The following is a 17,293-nucleotide window of genomic DNA, read 5'->3' as shown; positions in this document are numbered from 1 at the left end:
CGTCACGGCGCCACGCATGTATCACTCACGCATCGCGCAGCGACTGCAGCGCAGGCCGCGCCAGCACATGACGCAAGCTCAGCCAGCCGCCCACACCCGCACAGGCAACGCCCGCCGCAATACCGGCCGGCAGCAGCCAGGGGTCGAAGTTCAGGTAGAAGAAAAACACCCGCGTGGCAAGTTGCCAGCCAATCACCTGCGCACCCACCGCAGCCATCAGCCCAGCGAGCGCCCCCACGGCCACGAACTCCGCCACCTGCACGGCACGCACCTGCTGATGCGAAGCGCCGAGCGCACGCAGCAGCGCGGATTCTCGCATACGCTCGTCGCGCGTGCCGGCGAGCGCCGCGTACAGCACCAGCACGCCGGCCGCGAGCGTAAAGGCAAACAGGAACTGCACCGCGCCGATCACCTGCTCCAGCATGCGCTGCATCTGCGCGAGAATCGGGCCGACGTCGATCACCGTGAGGTTCGGATAAGCGGCGATCAGGCCGTCGATGGTCGCGCTCTTCTCCGCCGGCAGGTGAAAACTCGTGATGTAGCTGGCCGGGAAATCCTGCAGCGCGGCAGGCGGCATCAGCACGAAAAAGTTGACCTTGAACGAACCCCAGTCGAGCTTGCGCACGCTCGTCACGGGCGCGTCGATCTGCAGGCCGGTCACGTCGAAGCGCAGCGTGTCGCCGGGCTTCACGTGCACCAGCTTGGCGAGGCCCTCCTCGATCGAGATCTGCGGCGTCTTCGTATCGCCGTACCAGTTGCCCGCGACGATGCGATTGTCATCGGGCAGGCTCGTCGTATAGGACAGGTTGAATTCGCGGTCGACGAGACGCTTGGCGTCGTCGCTCTTGTATTGGTCCGGGTTGACCGGCTTGCCGTTGATCGAGATCAGACGGGCGCGCACCATCGGCGAGAGTGCGACGTCGGGCAGGCCGTGGCTCGTGAGGTACTGCATCACGCCTGCGCGTTGATCGGACTGAATGTCGATGATGAACTGGTTCGGCGCATCGGGCGGTGTCGACTTTCGCCAGCCGTCCACGAGGTCGTTGCGGGTCATGGCGATCAGCAACAGGCACATCAGGCCGATCCCGAGCGCGGTGATCTGCAGCGCGCTCGCGCTGCTGCGCCGCTCGAGCGAAGCCAGCGCGTAACGCCAGCCAATGCCCAGGTTAAAGCGCTCGCTGCGGACGATGCGCGAACCCGCCCACAGCGCCACCCGGGCAATCGCGGCGAACACCAGCATGCCGCCGGCAAACCCGCCGGCCACGATCCCGCCCAGTTTCAGCTCGCCGGCCGCCACGATCAGAAGCCCCGCAAACAGCACGATGCCCAGTGCGTATGCAGCCCAGGCCGTGCGCGCTTCGTCGCCCCATTCGCGGCGCAGCACGCGCACCGGCGGCACCCTTGTCAACGGCAGCAACGGCGGCAAGGCGAAACCCAGCAACAGCACGAGCCCCGCCGCGATGCCCTCGAGCGCGGGCCACGCGGTGGGATACGGCAGCACCACGTCGATCAGGCTGCCGAGCCAGCTCAGCAGGGCCAGGTGTCCGGCATAGCCGAGCAGCACGCCGACCGCTCCGCCAATCAGCCCCAGACCGGTGAACTCCAGCAGGAACAGCGAGCGCAGCGTGCGCTGGCTGACGCCCAGACAGCGCATCGCCGCGCAGCCGTCGAGATGGCGGCGCATATAGCGGTGTGCCGCCATCGCAATCGCGACCGCCGCGAGCAGCGCCGTCAGCAACGAGACAAGCGTCAGGAAATGCCCTGCCCGATCGAGCGTCTCGCGCACCTGCGGCTGGCCATCCTTCAGCGATTCGAGTGCGACCCCGCGCATCTTGCCGTCGTCGACGCGCGCATGCGCAAAGGCGGCAAACTTTTCGACCGGCTCGCGCGCGCCGGCCACCAGCAGCCGGTAGGTGACACGGCTGCCGAACACGATCAGCCCGGTCGAGGCGACTTCATCCTCGCGCAGCATCAGACGCGGCGAGAAGTTGACGAAGCCAAAGCCGCGGTCCAGTTCGCGCGTGATGATCGCGCCGATCCTGAACGTGCGATTGCCGACCTTCACGCTATCGCCGACATGCACTTTCAGCGCGTCGAGCAGCGCCTGGTCCACCCAGACTGTGCCGGGTGCGGGAATGCCCTGTGCGGGATGATCGGGCGCGCCGGGCGCCGTCGTAATGCGCAACGCGCCGCGCAGCGGATACGCCGGCGACACGGCCTTGAGCGCCGCCAGCCGCGAGACGGGCTGCGCGTCCATCGTACTGATCATGCTGGGGAAGATGGCGGTGGTCGCCATCTGCAGACCGAGCGTTTTGGCTTCGGCGACGAATTGCGGATCGACGGGGTGATCGGCGCGCACGATGAAATCGGCACCGATCATGCGCCGGGCATCCCGTTCGAGTCCCTGGTGCAAGCGATCAGCAAGGAAACCGACGCTTGAGAGCGCGGCCACCGCCAGCACCAGCGCGAGCAGCAGCATGGTCAGTTCGCCGGCACGCCAGTCGCGCTCGGTCATGCGCGCCGCCTGGCGCAACAGATCAGCCCAGTTAAAACGCCGTTTCGGCGCGCCCCGTGCAACCGGCACTGCCGGCGCAGTCGAAACCCGTGCCTGATCGCTCAATCGTGCCGGCTCCTGACGAGGCGCGACACCATGTGCGTCGCCATGCCGCGAAAGCCACCCTGCACGCCGCGCCACAGGCGCGGCAGCGCCCAGCTCGCCAGCATCAGAAAGCCGACCATCAGCAGCAGGAACAGCACGGGCACGAAGAGCGCCAGCAGCAGGCCGCCGAACACAAGCCCGTCCTCGGCCGTCGAGGTCACGACATTCGACACCGGTTCAGGTGACAGATTGATCAGTGCGCGCGTGCCGGCCTTGGCCAGATGCGCGGTGCCGGCAAGCGTGCCGCCTGCCAGCGCGGCCACGGTAAGGAGTGCCGGATCGGCATGCCCGAGCGCGCCGGCAGCCAGCACGGCGCCGGCGGGAATCCGGATAAAGGTGTGGATGGCGTCCCACAGGGAATCGAACGCGGGGATCTTGTCAGCCAGAAACTCGGCGACCGTCAGAACCCCGGCGACCCCGATCACCCACGGCGAAGCGAGCGCGGACAAGGTGTCGGGCAAGTGGATCAGGCCGAGGCGCGCAAACACGCCGGCGACGAGGACCGTGAGATAGAGGCGCAGGCCACTGCCCCAGGACAGGCCCGCTGCGAGCGAAAGTGGTTCAAGCATGGCCGCCTCCAGGCGCGCTGCGCGTGCCGCGCGCTTCGAGCAACGGAACGCCCCGCGCCGAAGCCGCCAGACCCGCGCCAAGCCGGACGCGGGACAAGTTCAAATTGAGATCGACTTCATTATAGCCACGTTAATTCGCAGACCGCAGAGCGGACTGCAATTTGAGGCTCTAATGCGACGGATGTGGCAGGGAGTGGACGGCTGACGCGCACCGTACCGGGAACTGCGCTCGAAGTGCCGCAAACCGCCGCGCGAGGGGCAATAAAACGGCCGTCCACCCGCTACGTCAATGCCCGGAGGAGAGTTTCAGTCCGATCAGGCCGACCACGATCAGGGCCGCGCTCGCCACCCGTGCCACCGTCAACGCTTCGCCCATTATGACGATGCCAAAAATAAACGCGCCCACCGCGCCGATCCCGGTCCAAACCGCATAGGCGGTGCCGAGCGGCAACTGGCGCATGGCCATGGCAAGCAGCACGAAGCTGCCGAGCGCCGTCACGACCGTAAACACGGACGGCCACAGACGGGTAAAGCCTTCGGAGGTTTTGAGACCGGCCGCCCACGCGACTTCGAGCAAACCGGCAATCAGCAGAAGAATCCACGACATGAGACGACTCCATGGGTTAGATGGGGCCGTCCCCGTTCGATGCGAATGCGTAAGGCCGTCCTTACGATCTGTAATTATATCAGGATTGGAAAACCCTCAGGCTGCGCCGACCAACCGGTATCCGACCCCGGTTTCGGTCACGATATGCTCGGGCTGCGCCGGATCGCGTTCCAGTTTCTGCCGCAGATGCGCCATGTAGATGCGCAGATAGTGGTGGCTTTCCACATGCGACGGCCCCCACACGTCACGCAGCAACTGGCGGTGCGTCAAGACGCGCCCCGCATGCCGCACGAGGGTGGCCAGCAGCCGGTACTCGATCGGCGTCAGATGGACCGCCGCGCCGTCGCGGCTCACCTGGCGCAGCGCCAGGTCGACGGTCACCGCACCGAAGTGCACCTGCGGCGACTCGTTGGCGCCGCCCTGGTTGCGGCGGCGCATGTGGGCGCGGATCCGCGCCATCAGTTCCGACACGCCGAATGGCTTGGTCAGGTAGTCGTCGGCGCCGGCGTCGAGAGCGGCCACCTTTTCGGCCTCCTGGGTGCGCGCCGACAGCACGATCACCGGCAGGTCGCTCCAGCCGCGCAGTTCGCGGATCACGTCGAGTCCGTCGGTGTCCGGCAGGCCCAGATCGACGATCACGAGATCGGGTTTGCGCGTAGCGGCTTCGACGAGCCCCTGTTTGCCAGTCTCGGCATCGTGCACGACGATGCCCTCGCCTTCGAGCGAGGCACGCACGAAACGGCGAATCTGTTTTTCGTCTTCGATCAGGACGACGGTGATGCTTGGGTCACTCATGGGTGGGCTTCGTAGTCTGCTTAGGTGGCAACTCAGTTAACTGCGCAGGTGACAACTCGGGTAACGCCCCGTGCGACAACGTGTCGCCGGCGTCGCTCATCTGCGCTTCGTCTTCGAGCACTTCCGGCGCGGGCGGCGGCGTTTCCACCGGCAGGTTGAACCAGAACCGCGCGCCCTCGACATGGCCGTCGCGCGTCATCCGGTTCAGTGCGCCAATGGTACCGCCGTGCGCTTCGACAATGGCGCGGCAAATCGCGAGACCCAAACCGATACCCGGCTTGGCCGACTCCTTCTCGCCGCGCGTGAACTTCTCGAACACGCGCGCTTCCATGCCGACCGGCAGGCCCGGACCGGTATCGTCGACGGTGACGCGGACGAACGGCTTGCCGTCCTCCTCGATCTCCTCCGCGCCGATCGTGAGCGGTGTATCGGCCGGCGTGTACTTGGCCGCGTTCTCGAACAGGTTCGAAAAGAGCCGTTCCATCAGCACCGCGTCGAGTTGCAGCAGCGGCAAATCACCCGGCAGTTTCACCTGCACCGGATGCCGGGCAAGCACCCGCCGGCAGGCGCGCAGCGCGGCGCCCACCGTCTCCTCCAGCAGCGACCACTGGCGGTTCAGTTGCAGACCGCCGGCCTGCAACCGCGCCATATCGAGCAGGTTGGTGACGATGCCCGTCATGCGCAGCGCTTCTTCGTGGATCGCCTCGACGAGATCGTCGCCGGGCTGCTTGACCGGCTGGCCTTCGCGGGTTTGCGCGAGCATCGACGAGAAGCCGACGATCGTCGTAAGCGGTGTGCGCAGGTCGTGCGAAATCGCCGACAGCAGCGAGTTGCGCAAGCGCTCCGACTCCATGTTGACCAGTGCGTCGCGAGCAATATCCACGTAGTGGACCCGCTCCACGGCAAGCGCAATCTGCGCGGCAAACGCGTCGAGCATGCGCTGCTGCTCCGGCACGTCGAGTTCGTGCTTGTCGCGCATCACCACCGCCAGCACGCCGCGCGTGCGCATCGGCGCCTTGAGCGGCAGATACAGTGCGGCCGCCGCGGGCAGCGTATCGGTGCCGCGGCCGGCCGGCTTCTGCTGGTCGTACACCCACTGGCCCACGTCGATATCGAGCGCCTCGCCTTCAAGGGTCACGGCGGCGTCCGGGTCCTCGATCTTCTGTTTCACCTGATCCGCGCTATCGGGCAACAGGATCGCCACGCGCGCGCCGAACACTTCGCTCACGTGACGGCTGCCGATGCCGACGATCTGCTCCATCGTCAACGCCGCGGCCAGTTCGCGCGCCATCGCATACATCGCGCCGGTGCGCTGCTCGCGGCGCCGCGCGACGCTCGCCTCGCGGCGCAGGCTCGAGGTCAGATGGCTGATCACCAGCGAGGTGAGCAGCATGCTGAAAAAGGTCAACAGATACTGCGTGTCCGACACCGAGAACGACATGCGCGGCGGCACGAAAAAGTAGTCGAAGGCCGCCACGCTCACGAACGACTGCACCACCCCCGGCCCGCGCCCCAGTCTCACTGCGGTAAAGATCACGCCGAGCAGATACAGCATGACGAGGTTGGTCAGGTCGATATGGGCAAACAACTGGCTGGCAATGACGGTGATGCCGAGGCAGATGCTCAGCGCCCAGCCATACGCGCGCGGCGGCGAACGGCGCTCGCGCGCGGCCGAGAGCGCCTCGCGCCATGCGTTCACCCCTTCGTCGACCGCGCTGTGGCGCTCCGGCCCTTCACGTTCCGAGGCGGCGCGAATCAAGGTCAGATCGAGGTCGCCGGCACGCTCTGCGATACGGTCTCCGAGCGGCCGGCGCAGCCAGCGCGCGAGGCCGGTGCGTGGCGAGGCGCCCGCCACCAGCTTGGAGACGTTGCGCACTCGCGCATAACCGATCAGCGCCGCGACCGCGTCCGTGCCCGCGAGTGTGGCTGTTTCCGCGCCGAGCTCGGCGGCGAGTTTCAACGCGTTCAGCGTGCGCTCGCGGCGCGCGTCCGGCAGGCGTTGCAGCTTCGGTGTCTCGACATACACCGCGAGCCAGTCGGCTTTCAGACTGGCGGCCAGACGGGCCGCCGCGCGCACCAGGATGGGCGCTTCCGGGCCCGGCCCGACGCACACCAGCAGCCGCTCGCGGGCCTGCCAGATGCGCTGGATCGAGCGGTCGGCGCGGTACTCGCGCATCTGTGCGTCGACCCGGTCGGCGGTGCGGCGCAGCGCCAGCTCGCGCAGCGCGATCAGGTTGCCCTTGCGGAAGAAATTGCGTACCGCACGTTCGGCCTGCTGCGCCATGTAGACCTTGCCGTCGCGCATGCGGTCGAGCAGTTCCTCGGCCGGCAAGTCGACCAGCGTCACTTCGTCGGCGCGGTCGAACACGCGGTCGGGCACCGTCTCCCAGACGCGGATGCCGGTAATCTGCCCGACCACGTCGTTGAGGCTCTCGAGGTGCTGGACGTTGACCGTCGTGTAGACGTCGATGCCCGCGTCGAGCAATTCGTAGACGTCCTGCCAGCGCTTCAGATGGCGAGCGCCCTGCACGTTCGAATGCGCGAGTTCGTCGACGAGGATCAGCTGCGGCTTGCGGGCCAGTGCGGCGTCGAGATCGAACTCGGCGAGCTTGCGGCCGCGGTACTCGATATGCGCGAGCGGCAGGACATCCAGACCGTCGAGCAGCGCCGCGGTTTCGCTGCGGCCGTGGGTCTCGGCAATCCCGACCACCACATCCACACCCTCGTCGCTGCGGCGCTTCGCGGCCTGCAGCATCGCGTACGTCTTGCCCACCCCGGCCGACGCACCGAAGAATATCTTCAGCTTGCCGCGCTGGCGTTTCTCTTCGTCGCGTTGCAGCTTGTCGAGCAACTCGTCTGGATCGGGTCGGTTCATGCTTTCTGCTTATGGTTCTATGCGATGCCAGCCGGCGTGGGTTCACATCGACCGCATCAGGTACATGGTGGCACGGTCGCGGCTGCATCGCAAATCGCGGCCGCCGCCGGTGCGCATCGCTTGTGGGCATTGCTTGTGGCCACCACGTGCGGCCACCGCGTGCGGCCACCATTGTGACCGTCACAAAACGCCGCGCCACAAAAGGCAAAGACGGCGCCACAGTGGGCGCCGTCCTCGTCTTCCCCCACCCGCTTAGCCTTGATGCGCGGCGTCGAGCGCGAGGTTCAACTCCAGCACGTTGACGCGCGGTTCGCCGAGCACGCCGAACTGACGGCCGGTGGTGTAGCGCTCGACCAGCGCCTGCACGTCGTTCGGGGACATCTTGCGCGCCTTGGCAACGCGATCGACCTGGTAAGCTGCCGCAGCCGGGCTGATTTCCGGATCGAGGCCGCTGCCCGACGAGGTCACGAGGTCGATCGGCACCGGCTTCGACATGTCGGTGCCGGCGGCCTTCAACGCGTCCAGACGGCCCTTGATTTCATCGGACAACGCCGGGTTGGTCGGGCCGAGGTTCGAGCCACCCGAGCTGGTCGGGTCGTACGGCTTCGGGCTGATGGCCGACAGACGGCCCCAGAAGTACTGCGGCGCGTCGAACTGCTGGCCGATCAGCTTCGAGCCGACCACCTTGCCGTTCTGTTCGATCATGCTGCCGTTGGCCTGGTCGTGGAACGCGGCCTGGCCGATGGCGGTCATCACGGCCGGATAAGCGAGTCCCGTGATGGCCGTCAGTACGACGAAGATCACAATAAGCGGGCGAAAAAGTTTCATGATTGGCAATCCTTTTGGACGCGTCCGGCGGCGCACGCCACCGGACACAGCCTGTTAAACCCAGCCGAGCGCGGCCAGCACCATGTCGATCAGCTTGATGCCGATAAACGGCACGATGATCCCGCCAAGGCCATACACCAGCAGATTGCGGCGCAGCAGGATCGAGGCGCCGAGCGGCCGGTACTTCACACCCTTCAGCGCCAGCGGAATCAGCAGCACGATGATCAGTGCGTTGAAGATCACCGCCGACATGATCGCCGAAGCCGGTGTGGCCAGATGCATGACGTTCAGCTTGTTCAGCGCCGGATACGTGCTCGCGAACGCAGCCGGAATGATGGCGAAGTACTTGGAGACGTCGTTGGCAATCGAGAACGTCGTCAGCGAGCCACGCGTCATCAGCATCTGCTTGCCGATCTCGACAATCTCGATCAGCTTGGTCGGGTTCGAATCGAGGTCGACCATGTTGCCGGCTTCCTTCGCCGCCTGCGTGCCGGTATTCATCGCCACGGCCACGTCGGCTTGCGCCAACGCGGGAGCGTCGTTGGTACCGTCGCCGGTCATCGCCACCAGCTTGCCTTCGGCCTGGTGCGCGCGGATCGTCGTCAGCTTGGCTTCCGGGGTCGCTTCCGCGAGGAAGTCGTCCACGCCGGCTTCCGCTGCAATCGCGGCTGCCGTCAGACGGTTATCGCCCGTCACCATGACGGTCTTGATACCCATCTTGCGCAGTTCGGCGAAACGCTCCTTGATGCCGCCCTTGACGATGTCCTTCAACTCGATCACGCCGAGCACGCGTGCACCCTGCTCGCCCTTCTCGGCCACCACCAGCGGCGTGCTGCCGCGGCGCGCCACTTCGGCGACAGCGTTGTTCACTTCAGCCGGGTAACGGCCGCCGTTGGTTTCGACGTAGCTCTTGACCGCATCGGCAGCGCCTTTGCGGATCTCACGGCCCGGCAGGTCCACACCGCTCATGCGCGTCTGCGCAGTAAAGGCGAGGAACACGGCGTGCAGCGAAGCCATGTCGCGAGCGCGAATGTTAAAGCGCTGCTTGGCGAGCACGACGATACTGCGGCCTTCCGGCGTTTCGTCCGACAGCGAAGACAGTTGCGCAGCATCGGCGAGCGCTTCTTCGGTCACGCCCGGCGCCGGTACGAAGGTCGAAGCCTGACGGTTGCCGAGCGTGATCGTGCCGGTCTTGTCGAGCAGCAGCACGTCGACGTCACCGGCCGCTTCCACAGCACGGCCCGACGTGGCAATCACGTTGGCCTGCATCATGCGGCTCATACCGGCCACGCCGATGGCCGACAGCAGGCCGCCGATGGTGGTCGGAATCAGGCACACCAGCAGTGCGACGAGCGCGGTGATGCTCACCACATGGCCAGCCTTGACGGCTTCGACCGAGAACATCGAGAACGGCAGCAGCGTCGCGGTTGCGAGCAGCATCACGATCGTCAGCGCGACCAGCAGAATCGTCAGGGCGATTTCGTTCGGCGTCTTTTGACGCTTCGCGCCTTCGACCATCGCAATCATGCGGTCGAGGAAGGCTTCGCCCGGATTGGCCGTGACGCGCACGACGATCCAATCCGACAGCACGCGCGTGCCGCCCGTCACCGACGAAAAGTCGCCGCCCGATTCGCGGATCACCGGTGCGGATTCGCCGGTAATCGCCGATTCGTCCACCGACGCCACACCTTCGATCACTTCGCCGTCGGCCGGGATCACGTCGCCGGTTTCGACCAGCACGACGTCGCCCTTGCGCAGGTCGGACGCCGTCATGATGCGGATCGGCGCCTTCGGATGCGGCTCGTTGAGCTTCTTGGCCATCACGTCTTTCTTCGCACTGCGCAGCGACGCAGCCTGGGCCTTGGAACGGCCTTCAGCGAGCGCTTCCGCGAAGTTGGCGAAGAGCACCGTGAACCACAGCCACAGCGCAACCGCGAGGATGAACCCCGCAGGCGCTTCGGCCTGGCCGCCCAGCGCGGCGATCCAGAGGATCGTCGTCAGGATGCTGCCGACGTACACGCAGAACATCACCGGGTTACGGAACTGCGTGCGTGGCGTGAGTTTCTTGAATGAGTCCACGATCGCCGGGCGCACTAGCGCCGGATCGAACATGGACCGCGTTGCATTATGTTCAGTCATTGAATCCTCGTTTTTCTCGAATTGCCCGTCTCATTGACCAGTTATCAATGGCCGGCGATCATCATCAGATGTTCGACGCCGGGGCCGAGAGCGAGCGCAGGCACATAAGTCAGTGCGCCGACGAGCAGCACGGTGCCAAGCAGCAGCACCACAAACAGCGGACCATGCGTGGGCAGCGTGCCACCGGTGACAGCCAGGCGCTTCTTGGCTGCCAGCGAACCGGCAATCGCCAGCACCGGAATCAGCGAGCCGAAGCGGCCAAACCACATGGCAATCGCGGTCAACCAGTTGTAGAACGGCGTGCTTACCGTCAGGCCGGCAAACGCGCTACCGTTGTTGTTCGCAGCCGAGCTGAACGCGTAGAGAATTTCCGAGAAGCCGTGCGGACCGGGGTTGGCGATACCCGCCTTACCCGCATCGGTCAGCACCGCGATCGAGGTACCCACCAGCACCAGCAGCGGCGTGAGCAGCACGACGATCGACACCATCTTCATCTCATACGCTTCAATCTTCTTGCCGACGTACTCAGGCGTGCGGCCGATCATCAGGCCTGCCACGAAGACGGCGAGCATCGCGAACACGAGCATCCCGTACATACCGGAGCCCACCCCGCCGAAGATCACTTCGCCCAACTGGATCAGCAGCATCGGATACAGGCCGCCGAGCGGCGTCAGCGAGTCGTGCGTGTTGTCCACCGCACCGCACGATGCCGCCGTCGTGGCGATCGTGAAGATGCCCGACTGCGCGATACCGAAGCGCGTTTCCTTGCCTTCCATGTTGCCGCCCGACTGCAACGCACTGGCGGACTGGTCGACGTTCAGCGAGGCCAAGGTCGGATTGCCGGCCTGCTCCGCGCTGACTTCACCCACCACGCAGGCGGCGAATGCAATCGTCATCACAGCGAGCACGGCAATACCCTGCTTGCGGTCCATGACCATGCGGCCGAACACCAGGGCGAGCGCCGCCGGGATGATCAGCATTGCGAAGATCTGCAGGAAGTTGCTGAACGGCGTCGGGTTTTCGTACGGGTGTGCCGAGTTCGCGTTGAAGAAGCCGCCACCGTTGGTGCCGAGCATCTTGATCGCTTCCTGCGACGCCACCGGGCCCATGGCGATGGTCTGCGTCGTCGCCTTGGTGTCGACCGTCACCGCGTTACCCTTCGCGTCCTTCACCGGGTTGCCTTGCGCATCGAGCTTCGGTGCCGCATAGGTCGTGGTTTGCAGCGTCGGCACGTCCTGATACGACTTGAAGTTCTGGATCACGCCCTGGCTCATCAGCAACGCAGCGACGATGGCGGCCATCGGCAGCAACACGTACAGCGTGACACGGGTCAGATCGACCCAGAAGTTGCCGATGGTCTGCGCCGTATGGCGCGCGAAGCCGCGGATCAGCGCGATCACGACCACGATCCCGGTGGCAGCGGACAGGAAGTTCTGCACCGTCAGGCCGAGCATCTGTGTCAGATAGCCAGCGGTCTGCTCAGGCGTGTAATCCTGCCAGTTCGTGTTGGTGACGAAGCTGACAGCCGTATTGAAAGCGCTGTCGACCGACATCGCGCCGAACTGCTGCGGGTTGCCCGGCAGCCAGCCCTGGATACGCAACAGGAGGTACAGGAACAGCACGCCGAGCACGTTGAACGCAACCGTGGCGATGGCGTAGTGCTTCCAGTTCATTTCCTTCGTTTCGTCCACCCCGGCGATACGGTACAGCAGGCGCTCGAGCGGGCCGCCGAAGCGAACCACGCGCGAAGTGCCATCCATCACGCCAGTGAGGTAACGGGCAACCGGCACGGCGCCCGCGAGCAGCACGACCAGGAAAATAACTATTTGCAGGACATTGTTCGAGTTCATTCAATGTCCTCCGCGCGCAGCAGCGCATAGACGAGGTAGACGAACAGCAGCGCGGTAGCCGCGCCCGATAACCACAGAATCCAGGTCATGAGCGTGCTCCCTGGCCACGCCGGAACTGCATCAACTTCTCGCAGCCGGCAATCAAAGCAAAGGTCAGCGCTGCAAATAGCACCATCCCCCCGACGTACAGCACATCCATTTTGTGTTCTCCAGTAGCGGACTTTGGATGGGTAGAACGTTATGCCGAACTGCGTAAAGGCCTGGTCAAAGATAGGAGAGGCGATATAAAAAACGCGTAAACGAAAAAGGCCGTTCCGGCTGGTGCGGAACGGCCTCAGGCTTGTCGGGCGGGGCGCTGCGGGGAATGGCGGGGTCCGCGCGGGCCCTGTTGCAGCGCGGAATTTTTATGGGCCCGGGTAAAGGTGTCGGGGGTATCGGGGGTATCGGGCCGCTTGCCGGGACGCCTGCATACCCGCTATTGCGCGCTTAAGGCAACAGGATCGTCGAACCGGTGGTGCGGCGCGCGGCCAGCTCGATATGCGCCGTGGCGGCATCCTCGAGCGCGTAGCGCTGGTTGATGCTGGTCTTGACCTTGCCCGACACCAGCATGTCGAACAGTTCCGCCGCCATCGCTTCGTAGTCGCTGCGTTTGGCGATGTAGGTGAACAGCGTCGGCCGGGTGAAGAACAGCGAGCCGCGTCCCGCGAACTCCGACGAGTCGACGGGCGGCAGCGGGCCCGATGCATTGCCGAAGCTCACGAACATGCCGAGCGGCGCGAGGCAGTCGAGCGAAGCCGTAAATGTGTCCTTGCCGATCGAGTCGTATACCACTGGCACGCCCGCGCCATGGGTGATCTCGCGCACCCGTCTGGTGAAGTTCTCGCGGGTGTAGACGATTGCATGATCGCAGCCGTGAGCGCTTGCAATTTCGGCCTTTTCGTCCGAGCCGACTGTGCCGATCACCGTCGCGCCCAGCGCCTTCGCCCACTGACAGACCAGCAGGCCGACGCCGCCGGCCGCGGCCTGGATCAGGATCGTATCGCCCGCTTTCACCGGGTAGGTCCGGCGCAGCAGATATTGCGCGGTCAGCCCTTGCAGCATCACCGAAGCACCCTCTTCATAGCTCAACGCATCGGGCAGCTTGACGGCGTGAGCGGCCGGCAGCAGCCGCTCCTGGATATAGGCGCCGGGCGGGCGCGCCACATAGGCGACACGGTCGCCCACCTGCAAGCCCGTGACGCCCGCACCCACTGCCGTCACCTCGCCGGCCGCCTCCATGCCGAGCCCGCCAGGCAGAGGCTGCGGGTAGAGGCCGGTGCGGAAATAGATATCAATGTAGTTCAGGCCCACCGCATGCTGCCTGATACGGATCTCGCCGTTGCCCGGCTCGCCCACCTCGACGTCGACCCACTTCATGACCTCGGGGCCGCCGGTCTTGTCGTAACGGATTGCCTTGACCATCATGTCTCCCTCGTTATTGATTGAACAGTTTCTTCCGGGCGCCGCACTGCCGGGGCGGCTCAGACCTTCTCGGCGAGCCGCAGGGTCAGCACGTCGAGAATCATGCGCGCAGTCGAGATGTTGGTCGCGCACGGCACGTTATGGACATCGCATGCGCGCACCAGCGCGTTGATGTCCGGTTCGTGCGGCTGCGGCGTCATCGGGTCGCGCAGGAAGATCACCATGTCGACATGGCCCTCGGCCAGTTGCGCGCCGATCTGCAGGTCGCCGCCATGCGGGCCGGAAAGCATTCTTTCGACATTCAGCCCATGCGCCTCGGCAATCCGCGTACCGGTCGTGCCGGTGGCGACGAGTTCGCAGCGCCGGAGCGTGTCGGCGTAATCGCCGGCGAGCTGGACGATGGCGTCTTTTTTATGGTCGTGCGCGATCAGCGCGATGCGGGTGGTCATTGACGTAAGACTCCAGATGCCTGGGTGTTGTTGTGGTTATGGGGGGACGCCGCGGCGTCCCCGGAGCGGGTCCGTTCAGAACGTCCCCGGATAGGTGCCGCCGTCGATCAGCCAGTTCTGCCCCGTGATGTAACCAGCATGCACGCTGCACAAAAACGCACAGGCGCGGCCGAATTCATCGCTGGTGCCGAAGCGCCCTGCCGGGATCGTCGCCATGCGCTGCTTGCGGGCGTCCTCGACGGAGATCTGCTGCGCCTTGGCCTGGGCATCGAAGGTGACGGCGATGCGATCCGTATCGAACAGTCCAGGCAGCAGGTTGTTGACCGTCACGCCGTCGCGCGCCACCTTGCGGGCGAGGCCGGCGACAAAACCCGTCAGCCCCGAGCGCGCGCCGTTCGAGAGGCCCAGCACGTCGATCGGCGCCTTCACCGCCGAGCTGGTGATATTGACGATCCGGCCGAAGCCCTGCGCGCTCATGTGATCGATGGTCGAGCGGATCAGCTCGATCGGCGTCAGCATGTTGGCTTCGAGCGCGCGAATCCAGTCGTCATGGGTGAACTTGCGGAAATCGCCGGGCGGCGGCCCGCCCGCGTTGTTGACGAGGATGTCCGGTTGCGGACAGGCGGCGAGCGCCGCGGCGCGGCCTTCCGGCGTGGTGATGTCGCAGGCGACGGTCTTGACCTCGACGCCGCTTTGCGCGCGGATGGCGGCGGCGGTTGCTTCAAGCGTTTCAGCCGTACGCGCGACGATCACCAGATTCACGCCCTCGGCCGCCAGCGCCTCCGCACAGCCGCGCCCCAATCCCTTGCTCGCCGCGCAAACCAGCGCGGTGCGTCCTGCGATTCCCATGTCCATGTGTCTGTCCTTTTTCCGATTCTGTTCCCGTTTGCGAGCATGCTCGCGCCGGCCTGCGACGGCCCACGCGGGCGCTTTCCCCCGATTCTAGAAGAATCGGTGCCTGGCTGGCGGCCGGTTCGCCGCAATCTCCGGTATCCTGGGGCGGGACTTTCGGTAAACTTGCAGCCGTGGCGCACCCGCCAGCCGGTTATCCGGCCGGGCGGGCCGCCGACCGATTCTGACCGATCCCGACCGATTCCCTTTGCCGCTGCTAGCGCCCCCGCCATGACACAGGACAGCCGTTTCCCCAATCTCTTCATCCTCGATCACCCGCTGATCCAGCACAAGCTGTCGCACATGCGCGACCGGGACACCTCGACACGCACGTTCCGCGAACTGCTGCGCGAGATCACGCTGCTGATGGGCTATGAAATCACCCGCAACCTGCCGATGACCACGCGCCGCGTCACCACCCCGCTCGTCGAGATCGACGCACCGGTGATTGCCGGCAAGAAACTGGCGATCGTGCCGGTGCTGCGGGCCGGCGTCGGCATGTCGGACGGGCTGCTGGAACTGATTCCGTCGGCGCGCGTCGGCCACATCGGCGTGTACCGGGCCGACGACCATCGCCCGGTCGAATATCTGGTGCGGCTGCCGGATCTGGAAGACCGAATTTTCATTCTGTGCGACCCGATGGTGGCAACCGGCTACTCGGCGGTGCACGCGGTGGATGTGCTCAAGCGCCGCGGCGTGCCGGGCGAAAGCATCATGTTCCTTGCGCTGGTGGCCGCCCCGGAAGGCGTCACGGTGTTCCAGGACGCGCATCCGGACGTGAAACTGTACGTGGCGTCGCTCGATTCGCATCTGAACGATCACGCGTATATCGTGCCGGGTCTGGGCGACGCAGGCGACCGGCTGTTCGGGACGAAGAACTGAGGTGAGAGGGCCGGCGGCGCATAAAAACGGCGCCGCAACGTCGTCGGGCACCCTCTTTCCCGGTCCAACCCCACTGCCGCAGCCCCGCGGCATGATAAAATTCGCATCCGCTCATCGAGCGGCTCAACTTGCACAATCGCCCGGCGCATCGCGCCTTTGCGGGGTCCGCGCAAGCCGGCACGGCGCTTTTCGCGCTCAGGCGCCGGTGATCAGCCTCCCCGCGCCGACTGCGCTATAGGCGCGGTGCTGGCGGTCCGCGGAACCCAGTCCAGACCGGTCCGGTCCCGATTGCCGGGCGCTTCAAGTTCAAGCTGAAAACGGTCTGACATCGCGGTCTGACATCGAGGCGCGCCTTCTGAAGCGCCCGACATCGCAACGACAATTGCACTATGCGTGCGCCCCACCGGCGCGCGCGATGGAGAAAGGTATGGCGGGTCATTCGAAATGGGCCAACATCAAGCATAAAAAAGCGGCGGCCGATGCCAAGCGCGGCAAGGTCTGGACGCGTCTCATCAAGGAAATTCAGGTGGCCGCCCGCATGGGCGGAGGCGATATCGACTCGAACCCGCGTCTGCGGCTCGCCGTCGAAAAGGCGTATGACGCCAACATGCCGAAAGACAACGTCAACCGCGCCATCCAGCGTGGCGTCGGCGGCGTCGACGGCGCAAGCTACGAAGAAATCCGCTACGAAGGCTACGGCATCGGCGGCGCGGCGGTGATCGTCGACACCATGACGGACAACCGCACCCGCACCGTGGCGGAAGTGCGTCACGCGTTCTCGAAGAACGGCGGCAACATGGGTACGGACGGCTCGGTGTCGTTCATGTTCGACCACGTCGGCCAGTTCCTGTTTGCGCCGGGCACGGCGGAAGACAAGCTGATGGAAGCGGCGCTCGAAGCCGGCGCCGACGACGTGGTGACGAACGAAGACGGCAGTATCGAAGTGCTGTGCCCGCCGAACGATTTCCCGAAGGTGAAGTCCGCGCTCGAGGCCGCCGGTTTCAAGGCGGAACTGGCTGAGGTGACGATGAAACCTCAAACGGAAGTGGAGTTCACCGGCGAGGACGCGGTGAAGATGCAAAAGCTGCTCGACGCGCTCGAAAATCTGGACGACGTGCAGGAAGTCTATACAAACGCTGCGATCGACGGCGAATAAGCCGCGCGGGCGCGCCAGGCAAGGCAGCGCCCGCAGGCCTTCGCGGCCGGTTGCACGTGTCTTGCATGCTGTTCAAGTGGGGTTGCAAGCGCTGTCGCCACTGCTTTTTGCAAACCTGGGGCACGCCAGCCG

At 65.3% G+C, this 17,293-nt stretch carries 15 protein-coding genes; 2 read left to right on the top strand and 13 right to left on the bottom strand.

Features of this window, described 5'->3' with window-relative positions:
• Window positions 1-25 precede the first annotated feature (25 nt).
• The 13 genes from FFS45_RS10180 to FFS45_RS10120 all read right to left on the bottom strand — a co-directional run bounded on the left by FFS45_RS10180 (window position 26) and on the right by FFS45_RS10120 (window position 15,087).
• Window positions 26-2,620 (bottom strand): FtsX-like permease family protein, encoded by a 2,595-nt coding sequence (locus FFS45_RS10180; protein ID WP_171029619.1) that lies wholly within the window; start codon window positions 2,618-2,620, stop codon window positions 26-28.
• A complete protein-coding gene (locus tag FFS45_RS10175) occupies window positions 2,617-3,228 on the bottom strand; it encodes a DUF4126 domain-containing protein (protein ID WP_137954506.1) in 612 nt (203 codons plus the stop codon). Before FFS45_RS10175 ends, FFS45_RS10180 begins: the two co-directional genes overlap by 4 nt.
• Before the next feature lie 286 nt (window positions 3,229-3,514).
• Complete coding sequence (gene sugE, locus FFS45_RS10170; RefSeq protein WP_090688075.1) at window positions 3,515-3,835, bottom strand: quaternary ammonium compound efflux SMR transporter SugE; 321 nt, start codon at window positions 3,833-3,835, stop codon at window positions 3,515-3,517.
• Between the two features lie 96 nt (window positions 3,836-3,931).
• Complete coding sequence (kdpE, locus tag FFS45_RS10165; protein WP_137954505.1) at window positions 3,932-4,630, bottom strand: two-component system response regulator KdpE; 699 nt, start codon at window positions 4,628-4,630, stop codon at window positions 3,932-3,934.
• Window positions 4,623-7,505, bottom strand: coding sequence for a DUF4118 domain-containing protein (locus FFS45_RS10160; protein ID WP_137954504.1), 2,883 nt, complete (start codon window positions 7,503-7,505; stop codon window positions 4,623-4,625). Before FFS45_RS10160 ends, kdpE begins: the two co-directional genes overlap by 8 nt.
• A gap of 252 nt (window positions 7,506-7,757) precedes the next feature.
• Complete coding sequence (gene kdpC, locus FFS45_RS10155) at window positions 7,758-8,336, bottom strand: potassium-transporting ATPase subunit KdpC (RefSeq protein ID WP_137954581.1); 579 nt, start codon at window positions 8,334-8,336, stop codon at window positions 7,758-7,760.
• 51 nt (window positions 8,337-8,387) lie between these two features.
• Window positions 8,388-10,472, bottom strand: a complete 2,085-nt coding sequence (kdpB, locus tag FFS45_RS10150; RefSeq protein WP_137954503.1) for a potassium-transporting ATPase subunit KdpB — start codon at window positions 10,470-10,472, stop codon at window positions 8,388-8,390.
• Between the two features lie 44 nt (window positions 10,473-10,516).
• Entirely contained in the window at window positions 10,517-12,322 is a 1,806-nt protein-coding gene (kdpA, locus tag FFS45_RS10145) for a potassium-transporting ATPase subunit KdpA (RefSeq protein WP_137954502.1), read from the bottom strand.
• The gene (gene kdpF, locus FFS45_RS10140) at window positions 12,319-12,411 is read right to left on the bottom strand and encodes a K(+)-transporting ATPase subunit F (protein WP_007175651.1); all 93 of its coding nucleotides are present in this window, start codon (window positions 12,409-12,411) and stop codon (window positions 12,319-12,321) included. The genes kdpA and kdpF overlap by 4 nt, the downstream gene beginning before the upstream one ends.
• Window positions 12,408-12,521 (bottom strand): hypothetical protein, encoded by a 114-nt coding sequence (locus tag FFS45_RS10135; protein WP_063495261.1) that lies wholly within the window; start codon window positions 12,519-12,521, stop codon window positions 12,408-12,410. The genes kdpF and FFS45_RS10135 overlap by 4 nt, the downstream gene beginning before the upstream one ends.
• A gap of 287 nt (window positions 12,522-12,808) precedes the next feature.
• The gene (locus FFS45_RS10130) at window positions 12,809-13,783 is read right to left on the bottom strand and encodes a quinone oxidoreductase (RefSeq protein ID WP_137954580.1); all 975 of its coding nucleotides are present in this window, start codon (window positions 13,781-13,783) and stop codon (window positions 12,809-12,811) included.
• A gap of 59 nt (window positions 13,784-13,842) precedes the next feature.
• Window positions 13,843-14,232, bottom strand: coding sequence for a methylglyoxal synthase (locus tag FFS45_RS10125; protein ID WP_137954501.1), 390 nt, complete (start codon window positions 14,230-14,232; stop codon window positions 13,843-13,845).
• A gap of 75 nt (window positions 14,233-14,307) precedes the next feature.
• Complete coding sequence (locus tag FFS45_RS10120) at window positions 14,308-15,087, bottom strand: SDR family oxidoreductase (RefSeq protein ID WP_137954500.1); 780 nt, start codon at window positions 15,085-15,087, stop codon at window positions 14,308-14,310.
• Between the two features lie 267 nt (window positions 15,088-15,354).
• Here FFS45_RS10120 and upp point away from each other — a divergent pair, with 267 nt between their 5' ends.
• Window positions 15,355-16,005, top strand: a complete 651-nt coding sequence (gene upp / locus FFS45_RS10115; protein WP_137954499.1) for a uracil phosphoribosyltransferase — start codon at window positions 15,355-15,357, stop codon at window positions 16,003-16,005.
• A 427-nt stretch (window positions 16,006-16,432) separates the two neighbouring features.
• Window positions 16,433-17,161 (top strand): YebC/PmpR family DNA-binding transcriptional regulator, encoded by a 729-nt coding sequence (locus FFS45_RS10110; protein ID WP_137954498.1) that lies wholly within the window; start codon window positions 16,433-16,435, stop codon window positions 17,159-17,161.
• Window positions 17,162-17,293: the final 132 nt, after the last annotated feature.

It is taken from the genome of Burkholderia sp. 4M9327F10, assembly GCF_005503145.1.
GTDB lineage: Bacteria > Pseudomonadota > Gammaproteobacteria > Burkholderiales > Burkholderiaceae > Paraburkholderia.
The sequence above is the reverse complement of the archived record's forward strand: the minus strand, read 5'-3'. Positions and strand labels throughout refer to the sequence as shown.

What these genes read in the sequence shown, in the direction of transcription:
- kdpF (WP_007175651.1), bottom strand. Translation starts at nt 12,411, where the DNA reads ATGACCTGGATTCTGTGGTTATCGGGCGCGGCTACCGCGCTGCTGTTC.
- FFS45_RS10125 (WP_137954501.1), bottom strand. Translation starts at nt 14,232, where the DNA reads ATGACCACCCGCATCGCGCTGATCGCGCACGACCATAAAAAAGACGCC.
- kdpA (WP_137954502.1), bottom strand. Translation starts at nt 12,322, where the DNA reads ATGAACTCGAACAATGTCCTGCAAATAGTTATTTTCCTGGTCGTGCTG.
- upp (WP_137954499.1), top strand. Translation starts at nt 15,355, where the DNA reads ATGACACAGGACAGCCGTTTCCCCAATCTCTTCATCCTCGATCACCCG.
- FFS45_RS10110 (WP_137954498.1), top strand. Translation starts at nt 16,433, where the DNA reads ATGGCGGGTCATTCGAAATGGGCCAACATCAAGCATAAAAAAGCGGCG.
- FFS45_RS10135 (WP_063495261.1), bottom strand. Translation starts at nt 12,521, where the DNA reads ATGGATGTGCTGTACGTCGGGGGGATGGTGCTATTTGCAGCGCTGACC.
- kdpE (WP_137954505.1), bottom strand. Translation starts at nt 4,630, where the DNA reads ATGAGTGACCCAAGCATCACCGTCGTCCTGATCGAAGACGAAAAACAG.
- FFS45_RS10130 (WP_137954580.1), bottom strand. Translation starts at nt 13,783, where the DNA reads ATGGTCAAGGCAATCCGTTACGACAAGACCGGCGGCCCCGAGGTCATG.
- sugE (WP_090688075.1), bottom strand. Translation starts at nt 3,835, where the DNA reads ATGTCGTGGATTCTTCTGCTGATTGCCGGTTTGCTCGAAGTCGCGTGG.
- FFS45_RS10160 (WP_137954504.1), bottom strand. Translation starts at nt 7,505, where the DNA reads ATGAACCGACCCGATCCAGACGAGTTGCTCGACAAGCTGCAACGCGAC.
- FFS45_RS10120 (WP_137954500.1), bottom strand. Translation starts at nt 15,087, where the DNA reads ATGGACATGGGAATCGCAGGACGCACCGCGCTGGTTTGCGCGGCGAGC.
- kdpB (WP_137954503.1), bottom strand. Translation starts at nt 10,472, where the DNA reads ATGACTGAACATAATGCAACGCGGTCCATGTTCGATCCGGCGCTAGTG.
- FFS45_RS10175 (WP_137954506.1), bottom strand. Translation starts at nt 3,228, where the DNA reads ATGCTTGAACCACTTTCGCTCGCAGCGGGCCTGTCCTGGGGCAGTGGC.